The sequence below is a fragment of the Paenarthrobacter sp. AT5 genome, assembly GCF_032764245.1.
Taxonomy (GTDB): Bacteria; Actinomycetota; Actinomycetes; order Actinomycetales; family Micrococcaceae; genus Arthrobacter; species Arthrobacter ureafaciens.
The window spans coordinates 4,399,662-4,410,714 of sequence record NZ_CP136441.1 but is presented as its reverse complement, the minus strand read 5'-3'; the positions used below and the strand labels follow the sequence as shown (position 1 = coordinate 4,410,714).

The 11,053-nt window shown below is 62.5% G+C and carries 13 protein-coding genes; 3 read left to right on the top strand and 10 right to left on the bottom strand.

Features of this window, described 5'->3' with window-relative positions:
• The first annotated feature begins 195 nt into the window (after positions 1–195).
• Together RI444_RS20555 and RI444_RS20550 are read left to right on the top strand one after the other, a co-directional pair.
• Complete coding sequence (locus RI444_RS20555) at positions 196–426, top strand: DUF6458 family protein (protein WP_021472945.1); 231 nt, start codon at positions 196–198, stop codon at positions 424–426.
• Positions 427–499: 73 nt separating this feature from the next.
• Entirely contained in the window at positions 500–784 is a 285-nt protein-coding gene (locus RI444_RS20550) for a hypothetical protein (RefSeq protein WP_069696193.1), read from the top strand.
• Between the two features lie 9 nt (positions 785–793).
• On the opposite strand, the gene RI444_RS20545 is transcribed toward RI444_RS20550, so the two are convergent.
• From RI444_RS20545 to RI444_RS20535, 3 genes are all read right to left on the bottom strand, one after another.
• Positions 794–1,318, bottom strand: a complete 525-nt coding sequence (locus RI444_RS20545) for a DUF488 family protein (protein WP_200769301.1) — start codon at positions 1,316–1,318, stop codon at positions 794–796.
• A gap of 49 nt (positions 1,319–1,367) precedes the next feature.
• Positions 1,368–1,649, bottom strand: a complete 282-nt coding sequence (locus RI444_RS20540) for a hypothetical protein (RefSeq protein WP_062098486.1) — start codon at positions 1,647–1,649, stop codon at positions 1,368–1,370.
• A gap of 111 nt (positions 1,650–1,760) precedes the next feature.
• A complete protein-coding gene (locus RI444_RS20535) occupies positions 1,761–2,354 on the bottom strand; it encodes a histidine phosphatase family protein (protein WP_062098484.1) in 594 nt (197 codons plus the stop codon).
• Between the two features lie 271 nt (positions 2,355–2,625).
• On the opposite strand from RI444_RS20535, the gene RI444_RS20530 reads away from it, so the two are divergent.
• A complete protein-coding gene (locus tag RI444_RS20530; protein WP_242703190.1) occupies positions 2,626–4,092 on the top strand; it encodes a serine/threonine-protein kinase in 1,467 nt (488 codons plus the stop codon).
• Positions 4,093–4,454: 362 nt separating this feature from the next.
• Here the strand turns inward: RI444_RS20530 and RI444_RS20525 are convergent, their stop codons facing one another.
• The 7 genes from RI444_RS20525 to solA form a co-directional block, all read right to left on the bottom strand.
• A complete protein-coding gene (locus RI444_RS20525; RefSeq protein ID WP_316963848.1) occupies positions 4,455–4,949 on the bottom strand; it encodes a TetR/AcrR family transcriptional regulator in 495 nt (164 codons plus the stop codon).
• Between the two features lie 91 nt (positions 4,950–5,040).
• Positions 5,041–5,253, bottom strand: coding sequence for a hypothetical protein (locus RI444_RS20520; RefSeq protein WP_179012742.1), 213 nt, complete (start codon positions 5,251–5,253; stop codon positions 5,041–5,043).
• Between the two features lie 134 nt (positions 5,254–5,387).
• The gene (locus RI444_RS20515; RefSeq protein WP_207605389.1) at positions 5,388–6,785 is read right to left on the bottom strand and encodes an aldehyde dehydrogenase family protein; all 1,398 of its coding nucleotides are present in this window, start codon (positions 6,783–6,785) and stop codon (positions 5,388–5,390) included.
• Positions 6,786–6,900: 115 nt separating this feature from the next.
• Positions 6,901–8,229, bottom strand: a complete 1,329-nt coding sequence (locus tag RI444_RS20510; protein ID WP_316963847.1) for an aspartate aminotransferase family protein — start codon at positions 8,227–8,229, stop codon at positions 6,901–6,903.
• A gap of 88 nt (positions 8,230–8,317) precedes the next feature.
• Positions 8,318–8,716 (bottom strand): GlcG/HbpS family heme-binding protein, encoded by a 399-nt coding sequence (locus RI444_RS20505; RefSeq protein ID WP_179012739.1) that lies wholly within the window; start codon positions 8,714–8,716, stop codon positions 8,318–8,320.
• Positions 8,717–8,809: 93 nt separating this feature from the next.
• A complete protein-coding gene (locus RI444_RS20500; protein ID WP_179012738.1) occupies positions 8,810–9,763 on the bottom strand; it encodes a phosphotransferase in 954 nt (317 codons plus the stop codon).
• 142 nt (positions 9,764–9,905) lie between these two features.
• Positions 9,906–11,033, bottom strand: coding sequence for an N-methyl-L-tryptophan oxidase (solA, locus tag RI444_RS20495; RefSeq protein WP_242703191.1), 1,128 nt, complete (start codon positions 11,031–11,033; stop codon positions 9,906–9,908).
• Positions 11,034–11,053 lie beyond the last annotated feature (20 nt).

Below are 11,053 nucleotides of genomic sequence, written 5' to 3'. Positions count from 1 at the left end.
ACTTAGCCTGACCGTACCCGCTTGCCGGGAACAGGGCGAGTGCGGCGGACCGTTCGCCTGGTCCGGCACGGCGTTTCTGCGTGGGACAAAGAAGGACACAAAACCCTAGCCGTCAGCGGAATTGATCAGTACTCTGACTATATCCAACGGTCGGGATTACCCCCTGTGCCCGACCGGACGCGGAAGGAGCACGTCATGAGAATAGGTTCTTCCATTGCATTGATCGCCATAGGAGCCATCCTGGCCTTCGCCCTGGCACCGGGGCTGATTCCCTTCATGGACCAGGTGCTGATCGGCTACATCCTGATGGTGGTAGGCGTGCTGGGCCTCATCATTTCCATCATCATGTCCAACCGGACACGCCACACGGTGGTGGAACGGCGCACGGCCCCGGAGACCATTGTGGAGAGGCGCCCGGAAGTCTGACCTCGCCGAAGGTCAACAGCGCACGACGGCGGCAGCCCCGCCGTCGTGCGCTGTGACCGCTAGGCTGCTCTTTATGGAGAAGACATTCGAATTCGAACGCGTGAATGAGGACGAGTACTTGGTGCGCTGGGCCTCGGAGGGGCAGAACGGCGAATCGGTGGTCCGGGTAAATCCGGATTTCCTTACCGAGGTGGGCCTGGGCGATTTCGAGCAGCAGGCCGTGGTTGAGGAGACCGCCGAACTGCTGGCCGAGCGGCAACCGGTCATCGACTTCCCCCTCACGGTCGACTTGGAAGAGATCGCCGCTGCATACGAGGACTTCGCCGAACAGTTGCGCGCCCGCCTCGCAGCCAAGTAGCCCGCGTTCTCAGCCGGTGGGGGCGTCGTACCTCAGCTGTCCGTCCAGTACCCGGCCGCCGGACGTGACCGCGTGATCCACCAGCTTTGGCCCTGGCATGAGGTGCCGTACGTGCACCCCGTGCAGCAGGGTGCAGTGATCTGAGATGAGGCGCCGGTGGCAGCGCCACCACACTGTCTCGCTGCACATGATGGCGGTACGCTGCCGGTCGGCTTCTGTCAGGAGTTGCTTCAGGGCGGCCTCGAATTCCGGCGTCCGCATGTATCCGGCGTAAGCGCGGAAGGAATCGTTGCGGAGCGAGGTGTCCGGAGAATCCGGGAGGAGTTTGCGGAAGCCGCCCAGTTCCTTCTCCCAGCGGTAGGCGATGCCTGCCTCCGGGAGCCAGGCCTCCATCGAATCCTTGCCAAAGTGCGGATGCTTCCGGCTGCCCGGACCGATCCGTACATCAACCAGCGACTCCACCCCCGCCCACCGCAGAAGCTCGACGAAGTCGGCTCGGGGTGTGGTGCCGTGGCCTACGGTGAAGAGCTGCATACCTGCCATTAAATACAGTGACCACCCAGGTTGCTGGCTCCTGCGGCCATCACCATTGGACGTGGACGTCGAACTCCCAGGCTGCCCTGCCGGTTGATTGGCATGCAGCCTTGCGGACGGCCTCCGGTGCCCGGTCGAGCCTGCTCGCGTGCACCACCAGTCCGGGTATCTGAAGGACGCTGAGTTCGAACCATCCATCGGCGGCCAACGTCACGATGGCCGTGAGTGTCCGGATGGCGCTGCCGGGCCGCACCTCATCAAGAGGCGGGGTTTGGCTCCCGTGGGAAGCGGCATGCTTATCTGCACGGGAATCGGCCAGAAGGGGTGCCAAGGAGACCTCCAGCGCACTGGACTTTGGACGGCCAACTTCTTGACTGGCACGAGCATATAAAAACCTGCATGGCCTATGTCAATAACCTGGGGGTCTATTTCGCGGAGGAAATCAGCTTTCCACCACTTCGACGAGGCGCTCGCCGTTGTAGTAGTCCAGCTGCCAGCCGTCCACGGCGTGGTGGTGGGCCAGGTTCAAGACAGCGTTGTGGACACTGTCCAGCTTCCGGCCGATGGCACGGCTGAGGGTCAGCCGGATCAATGTCCCATGGCTGACCACCAACACGCGCTGCCCGGCGAATTCCTCGGCGAGATCGTTCAGTGCGTCAATTCCGCGGGCTGCTGCATCGTCATCGCTTTCGCCCCCGCGGAATCCTCCCGGGATCCGCAATGCTTCGAGTTCCGGCCCGGCCTGAAGCCCCTCTGCGGGGCCAAAGCTGCGTTCGATGAGTTTCGGTACGCGGCGCGCAATGTTCAGTCCAAGCCCCTCTGCGATCAAGTCCGCGGTTTCGGCGGCGCGGCTCAGCGGCGAAGAGACGATGGTGTCCCACTCATAAGCGGACAGCACATTGACGGCGTCCCGGGCCTGCTGTCGCCCCACGTCATTCAGCGGAATATCCGTGGCGCCCTGAAGCCTGCGCTCGGCATTCCAGTCGGTTTGGCCATGGCGTACGAGGGCGAAAGTCGTGAGGGTCATGCGTCCCATTCTGCCCTGAAGTCCCGGCGCTCCGCAGTTCAGTACGCCACACGGATTCATGTGCCGGGTTGCCCCTTTGCCGAGGTAGTAAGTATCCTGATGACTAATCTGGTGAACCGGATGATGCTGTTCAGATGCAGGGTTGCTCGAGCCGCAAGGAATTCGCTCCACACAGCGGACCGCGCGGCTACCGTGAAAGTTTGATCGACGGCGTTACCTGGTAGGTGATGGACATTGAGGGTCCATCGCGCACGGGAACGCCTGAAGGGCGTGACAATTGGTGGGCAAGAGAGACGAGACCGTGGATACCCGCGGCACCGAATCGGCCGAATCAAGTGGTGGCATCGTTGATGACCGTTACGAGTTGGGATCCGTGCTCGGCAGGGGAGCCATGTCCACGGTGTACCGGGCCAAGGATCTTCGGCTTGGCAGGGAAGTTGCCCTTAAGCTGTTCCTCCCGGGCTCCGGCGACGAGTCGTTCAAGCTCCGTCAGCAGACGGAGATGCGGCTCCTGGCCGCATTCGATCACCCGGGACTGGTTCAGGCTTACGACGCCGGCGTTGACACCCGCAATGATGAAGAACGGGCCTACCTCGTCATGGAGCTCGCCGAAGGCCGCGACCTGAGGGCAGTGCTCAGCGACGCTCCGCTCAGCGTTGAAGACACGGCGGCCATTGGTGCGCGCTTGGCCGGCGCCCTGGCACAGGTGCATGAGCACGGAGTGATCCACCGCGACATCAAACCTGCGAACATCCTGGTCTCGGACGAATCAGGCGACGCGAAGTCGGTGAAATTGGCGGACTTCGGCGTAGCCCTGGTCATGTCGGACAACCGGCTCACCGCCACCGGCTTCACGGTGGGCACCGCGCAGTACCTCAGCCCCGAGCAGGCCCAAGGCCTGCACCTGACCCCGGCCAGCGACATCTACTCTCTGGGCCTGGTGCTGCTGGAATGCCTGACGGGTAAAGCCGAATATCCGGGCACTCCGGTGGAAACCGCGGCGGCCCGGCTGCATCGCAGGCCCCAGGTCCCCGAGGACTTGCCCGCTCCCGTTATCAGCCTCCTTGAGGCCATGACGGACATGGACCCGGAGCGGCGGCCCTCGGCAGACGCCGTCGAGCAGGCCCTAACCAGCCCGCGACGGTTGTCCGCCATGGCAGCGACCGCTGTCCTGCCGCCCGTCGCTCCGACGACTGCGCCGGTTGCATCCAGTGCGCCGGTAGCCGCGCGGACCCCGCACGTTCCTTCCGCCCCGCGCGTTCCTTCGGCACGCCGCGCGGCGCGAGTGTCCGCGGCGCGACGTGGGCAGGAAAACCTGAGGCCCACCAGCAAGCTTAGAAGGAAGCTCCTTGGTGGCGTTGCGGCCGGTGTTGCGGCCATTCCGCTGGCCGTGGTCCTGTTCCTGCAGGGCGGCTCGATTGCCGGTACCTCGGCTGATCCTTCGGGGCCCGCCGATCCCGGCACCTCAACGAATGAACGCCAAACCAGCGTGCCCGTGGAAGCGGCCAACACCAGCCCGGACAACACTGTTCCGGCAGCTGTTGTGGTCCCGGTTGCTGAGGAAGCCCAGGTTGTCACCGGGCAGGTCCAGCCCGCGCCGGCAAACGTACCGCAAGAACCAGCCCCGGCGCAGGCCCCGAAGGTTAAGAAGGCCCCCGAGTCCACCCTGGACGGCCAGGTCATCGCCGAGGTCAAGAGCGGCGGCAAGAACAAGACCAATTCCGGTAAGGGCAAGGAAGGGAAGTAGCAGCCCCCTCTCCTTCCTTGGGTAAGCCGAAGTATCGGCGCAGTTCAGGAGCGGATTGCCTGTTGGCGGGCGCGTAGTTGAAGGTCGCGTCCGCCGGAAATATGAGTACCAACTACTCGTGTGCCGAGTGAAGGTAAGCATATTTACTAATGACGGCAGGACCGCACGGATGCCCGGTTCTCCAGTTCCCCTTGTGGGATGGGGCCGCGGCATGCATCGGGTCCCGCCGGGGGCCCGGGCGGCGTTACCCAGAGACGCTGCCCGGCAACCTCCGGCCCTGACCAGGACGACGGCTCCGGAAGCTGGCCAGGCGTGGTAGATGGTGCGTACAAGCGCTCGCCGCACCCCTTTGGTTGCGGTTGTCAGTGGCTTGACCTCATTCCGTGGAGGGCGAGCCGGAGGATCTCATCGGCCATATGTTGTGGGGTGGGTCCATTGCTGGGCCTATAACCATCTGCGGTGGAGTTGATCATGCCAATGAGAAGTCTTGCTGCCGTAAAAGGTTCGACTTCGCTTCGGATTGAGTTTTCGTTCCAAGCTTCAGACACCAATTCTGCGAGCTGGTTGTCTATGGCGCCGCGGCGGGAAACAGCAGCACGTTCCACGTCCGTGTTGCCTCGCAGGTGAAGCAGGAGGGTGACGCAAGGAGCCTGCGCGGTGAGTATCTTGATCATTTGGTGCACTACGGCTTCAAGCCGGGTGATCGCCGGACCGTGGGGGGCTTGCTGCTGGAGTCTGATGCTTTCAAGTGCTGAGAGAAGCGGTTCGAGGGCAAGGCGCAACAGCTCTTGTTTGGAAGGTGCATGGTGGTAAAGCGCCGGCCGTGAAAGGCCGGCGAAGTCCGCGATGTCGTCCATGGTGGCGGCGTCGTAGCCGCGCTGACTGAACACTGCGATTGCTGCACTCAGGACGGATCGTTGGTTGTGCCGGGAGCCAGTCATATTTCTCTTAGGTCAGGCGCCAGATCCGGTAATCACCAGCATTCAGTACCTTCCGGTCGCCGCTCGTCTTCCTGCGGACCCAAATCACGCCGAGTTCCGGCGCTGTTTCTTCTATGCAGAGCGTGTCTTGGGTGAACGGATCACCTGTCACTGCGACCATCTCGCCGGGCTGCAGAACTGACCAATCCGTCACTTCCACTTGGTGCTTGCCGTGTTTCATGGGTTCTTCACCACCTCCTCGTGGGGATTCAATTGGCTGATGCGAGTGAGATGCTGCGTCGGCATTGCCGCGGACGCGGCTGAGGCTGGCGCAGCGGCCGCGTAGGCTGCCGCGCCAACCGAGCGCATTGATGCTTAGCCGTTGATGATTTGCGGGACGCCGAGGGCTTTGAGACCTTCGACGCCGAATTCCAGTCCGTAACCTGACTGCTTCGCACCGCCGAAGGGGACGCGGGGGTCCACGGCACCGTGCTTGTTGATCCACACAGTGCCGGCCTGGATTCGTGATGCGACTTCGCGGGCCGCGGTCAGGTCCGAGGACCAGACCGAAGCACCCAGGCCTACTTCGAGGGCATTGGCCTTTTCCACTGCTTCGTCGATGGTGCTGTAGCGGATGATCGGGAGGGCGGGTCCGAACTGTTCCTCGGCGACCAGTGGGTTGTCGTTGTCGATGTCTGCCACGAGGGTGGTGGGGTAGAAATTGCCGGCCTGCCCGGTCTCTGGGTTACCGCCGATCAGCACGCGGGCGCCGGAGTCCTTCGCTGCGTCCACCAGCCGGGCAACGATGTCGTATTGCTGGCGGTTCTGCAGCGGGCCCAGGACGTTGTTTTCGTCCAACCCGACGCCCATGGGCATGGCTTGGGCGACGTTGGTCAGCTCGTCACAGACGGCGTCGTAGATGTCCTCGTGCACGTAGAGCCGTTTCAGCGCGGCGCAGGTTTGGCCGGTGTTGATGAAGGCTCCCCAGAAGAGGCCTTCGGCGATGGCCTTGGGGTCCGCGTCGGGGAGTACAATGCCCGCGTCGTTACCGCCGAGTTCAAGAGTGAGGCGTTTGACAGTGTCTGCGGAGGACCGGATGATCGCCTTACCCGTTGCGGTGGACCCGGTGAACATGACCTTGCCGATAGCAGGGTGGGATGCCAGGGCTTCGCCGACGTCCCGACCTCCGGAGACGACCGGGACGAGGTTCTCGGGCAGGGCCGTGTTGATGGTTTCGACCAGTGCCAGCACTGAGAGCGGAGTGTATTCGGAAGGCTTGACGACGACGGCGTTGCCCATCCGTAGGGCGGGGGCGATCTGCCAGACGGTGATCATCATCGGCCAGTTCCAAGGACCGATGGCACCGACGACGCCGATGGGACGGTAGTGCAGTTCGGCGCGGGTTTCACCGTCGTCCACGACGGTTTCGACCTCGAGCGGGGTTTCCGCCGCAGCTCGCAGCCAAGCAGCACAGGCGCCGACCTCAAAGCGCGCGTTCGGTCCATTCAGCGGCTTTCCCTGCTCGCGCGATAGGAGCCGGGCCAGTTCCTCGGCGTTGGCTTCAACGGCGTCGGCCGCCTTCAGCAACGCCGCCGAGCGGGCCTCGTGGCCGAGGGCAGCCCAAGCCGGTTGGGCTGCGGTGGCCTCGTCGATGGCGCGCTGGAGGTCCTCGACGGTGTGGACCGGTGCTTCTCCTACGGTTTCGCCGGTTGCCGGATCAAGGCTGGTCAGGGTGGGGGCGGATGTTGAGGTGAGCAGGGTGTTGGTGTTCATGGTTCCTCCTGATGCAAAAATTGTGGAGATGATTGGATGTTTTTCTGTTTGCTGGCTGAACGTGTTCCAAGGCCTTCCTGGGTCCTGGGTTACGGTGCTTGTACGGGAGATCCATTCATGCAGTAAGCCCGTCGATGGTTTCCAAGGCCAGGCGGAGCTGTTCGATCATGTACTCGGCATGTTCGCGTTCGAACACCATCGGCGGACGCATTTTGAGGACGTTTTCGTGGCGACCGATCTTTCCGATGAGAACCCCCCGGGAGCGCATCTCTTCAGTGAGCGCCTTGGTACTGGCGGGGTCCGGTGTTGAGTCCTGAGGGTTCACAAGCTCCAGTCCGAAGAACAGCCCACTGCCGCGGACCGTTTTGATCCGTTGGTTTCCCTTGGCTACAGCAGCGAGTTCGTCGGCGATGTATTTGCCGAGCTGGTGGGCGTTTTCCAGCAGGCTTCGTTCTTCCATGACGCGAAGGACGGCAAGGCCTGCTGCCGAGGAGACGGGATTTCCTGCGAAGGTGTTGAAGTAGGTGTTGTTTTCACCGAATTCCTCCATCAGGGCCGCCGTGGTGATGACGCCGCCTACGGGATGTCCGTTGCCCATTGGCTTCCCGAGAGTGACCAGATCGGGCGTGGTCCCGAAGGCTTGGTGGCCCCACATGTGAGTGCCGATGCGCCCGAAGCCTGATTGGACTTCGTCAGCGATGACCAGGCCCCCGGCAGCACGGACCCGGTCAGTGACCCCTTCGACGTAGCCGTCGGGGGTTTTGAGCAGTCCTTCGGTGGAGAACAGCGGATCGTAGAGGATGGCGGAGACGCCGTAGCCTTCTGCTTGGAGGGAGGCTATTGCTGCATCTACTTCCCGCAGCGCCTCCGTCAGGACACGCTTTCGTTTAGCAGCCGTGAGCCCGGCCGTGTCGGGAATGCGGATGGCGCGTACGTGGGCGCCGAGGGGTTCTTTGACGTGCAGTCCAGTGGTTAGCTCGGCCAGGGTGGTGGTGTTGCCGTGGTAGCTGTGGTCTGAAATGAGGATGCCCGTGTTACCGGTGTGCTGCCTTGCGATCCTCAAAGCCAACTCGTTCGCTTCCGAGCCGCTGTTGGTGAAAAACACGCGCTCCAGTGGCTGATCGAAAAGTGAGAGGAGTTTTTCGGCGTACTCAACCACGGCGGAGTTGAGATAGCGGGTGTGAAGATTGACGGTCTGGAGCTGGTGGGTGATTGCTTCCCGGACAGCGGGGTTGGAGTGCCCGACGTGGGGAACGTTGTTGTAGACGTCCAGGTACCGCTTGCCGTCGGCGTCCTCGACCCACACTCCCTCACCGGCCACAACTTCCAGAGGCGTGGCGTAGAACAAGGGCGAGTGACGTCCGATGGTGCGTTCGCGGCGTCCCATGAGGCTCTTCTCGAGGATGGCCTCGGGGGCCGTTTCTATAGCTGTGTCGAGTGTCATTGCTGTCCTTGGCCGTTGGTGCGGATTCGAATCGGAAGGGTTGGGGCGTTGCCGGGCCGGACGGTCGATGGCCTGACCCGGCAACGGTCTAGAGGGCGTTGACGCCGGCGGTGGCAACCAGGTGATCGTTCTCGACAGTGCTGCCGCTGACGCCGATCGCTCCGATGATGGCACCGTTCTTCGTCAAAGGGATGCCGCCTGGAAAGGTAATCAGGCCGCCGTTGGAGACTTCGATGTTGAACAGAGGGCCGGCAGGCTGGGAGATGGCACCGATGTTGCCGGTGGGCATGTCGAAGTACCGGGCCGTGCGCGCCTTCTTGATGGCGATGTCGATGCTTCCGAGCCAGGCCCCGTCCATGCGGGCAAAGGCTTTGAGGTTTCCGCCGGCGTCCACGACGGCGATGTTCATCAGGGTCTCGGAGGATTGTGCGGCTTCCCGCGCTGCTTCGAGTACCTGTCGTGCTTGTTCTTCAGTGATGTCGCTCATGGATTGCTCCTGTTGAGGTTGGGTCCGTTTTTGGGCGTAGTTGTTGAGGCTGATGGGGAATCAGCCGCTGTTACGGATGGGGTGTTTGGTTGTTTATACGAGCGCTGCCGGCGTGGCGGCTGTCTTGATCAGTTCGGGGAAGCCGGGGGCGGTGATTTCCTTGATCAGTCCTTCCCAGCTGGTACGCAGTTCGCCGGCATAGTCGGCGTCGTCGTTAGGCTCGGCATTTCCCATGGCGGTGATCCATAGTCCGCTGTTGGACCAGTGGGCCACCGCCATGAAGAGTCGGGCGCGGGCGATTTTCGCGGGATCGTTGGTTCCGAAGTAGGCCTGGAACAGGGCGTGTGCTTTTTCGTCGTCGAACCCGTTTTGAGCGGCAATGAAGCCGATTTCATAGCAGGGGTCCGAGTTTCCGGCGAGGTCCCAGTCGATGATGTTGTACGTCAAGGAGCTGGTCTGCTTGATGATGTTCGCGTCCCAGATGTCGAGATGACAGGGAACGAATTGGGCAGGGTTCAGGGCGAGAGCTGCCTCGACACGATCCATCAACTCTTGAACGGCAGCGGCTCCCGGGGGCAGGTCGATGCCTTGTTTTTCTGCCGCCGCCATCCTTTGTTTCGCTAGTTTGAAGGGATTGATGTCGTTGAGGAATCGACGGCCTGAATGGTGCAGCCGGTGGAGCGCTGGTACAAGGCGGGCTATGGAGTCTTCGTCAGCGTTGAGCCGGGGGTGGCCGCCGGCGACGAAGTCCAGAGCCAACGCCGGAGGTTCGGCGGAGACCGTGATCACCGGCGCGCCGACGCCGATGTCAGCGGCGATCTTCGTGTTTTCCAGCACGACATGCGCTGCCGGAAGAACGCCTACTGTTTCCCAATAGTTGTTCCAGAGCTTGACAACGCAGCAGCGCTGCCCAGCCTGTACCAGATAGTTCTTGTGTGCTTGGCCGCCGGAGAGGGAACGGGCAGTGATATGGCAGCCGCCCCATTCCGGGGAGGATGAAAGCACCGCCTCTATGCTGGTGATTTCGGTATCAGGGACGATGGTCATTAGAGTTGGATGTCCTTTGATTATGGAATGCAGGTGCACTGTGTTGTTGTCGGGGACCGTCCTGGCTGCACTGTTCGCACTGTTCTACGAGCTCCCACAAGCTCTGTAACGGTGCGGTCAGGACATCAACGGGGGCCACTCCTCATGCCTTTGCTGTGGCGAACCGTGAGGGCAGGAAGAGGTTGGTTTCCGGGCGGGCGATGCCTTCCACGTGGTCGGCCAGCATTTCACCGACGGCCGCTGCGTAACGGAATCCCCGGCCCATATCGCCGGTACCAATCACGACATTCGATGACTGGGGGTGCTCGCCGATGACCCAATGCCCGTCCTCGACTTCGGACCACATGCACACTGTGGTGGACACCGGGTCCGGGGCAATTTCCGGAAGTCTGTCGCGGAGAATGTCCTGTATCCGTTCGATATCTCCGGGATGAAGGTCCTGGCTGAGGTCCTCGGGGTCGATCCAGTTTCCCTTTCCCGGGACGGAGAACTTCCAGTCGCCGTTGGGCTCGGAGCAACCGTAGGAGGGTGCTTCCTCCGATCCTGGTGGCTTGGCGAAGTAGATGGCCGGCTTTGGCGGCCCGTCCTGGCGGAAGTTGGCGAGCACTTGACGGTCCACTTTGTAGGGCAGGTCCAGCTGCATCAGGTGGTTCGCCCGGGCGCCGACGGTGACGACAACTTTGTCGGCGGTGTACTTCCCCCGTTCGGTGTCCACCACGACGCCCGCCGCTGTCTCGTCCCAGCCCAGAACGGACTCCCCTGTCCGCAGGATTGCGCCTAACCGCCGCGCCTCGGACTGGAGTGCCTTGATGGCAGGCTGGACGAGGGCGACGGTGCCGTTTGGCTCCCACACAGCGACTTCATCGTCGCTGATGCGGGCCCAAGAGAACCGCTGGCGTGCGGTCTCAGCGTCCAAGACGTCGTATTCGAAGTCAGAAGCACTCAGGGAAGCGACGGTTTTGTCGAACCACATTGATCCGGGTTCGCCGACGAACACCGTTCCGGACCGTTCCAGCAGCCGTGCCCCGGTCTTCGCGGCCAGCTCGTCCCACAGTTCAAAGGTCCGTTTCGTAAACGTCGTGTATTGCGCGCCTGCGCTGCTGGACTGACGTGCCAGCCTTGTCGCCCCGCCGTGGGAGCCGTGCATGTGCGGAGGCGCAAAGCGATCCAGGCCCAGCACGTTCTTGCCGCGGGCCGCCAGATGCCATGCCGCCGATGAGCCCCAGGGGCCCAATCCAATGACGATGACATCGTAATGTTGTTCAGACACAAGTTCCTCCGTTGGTGTTT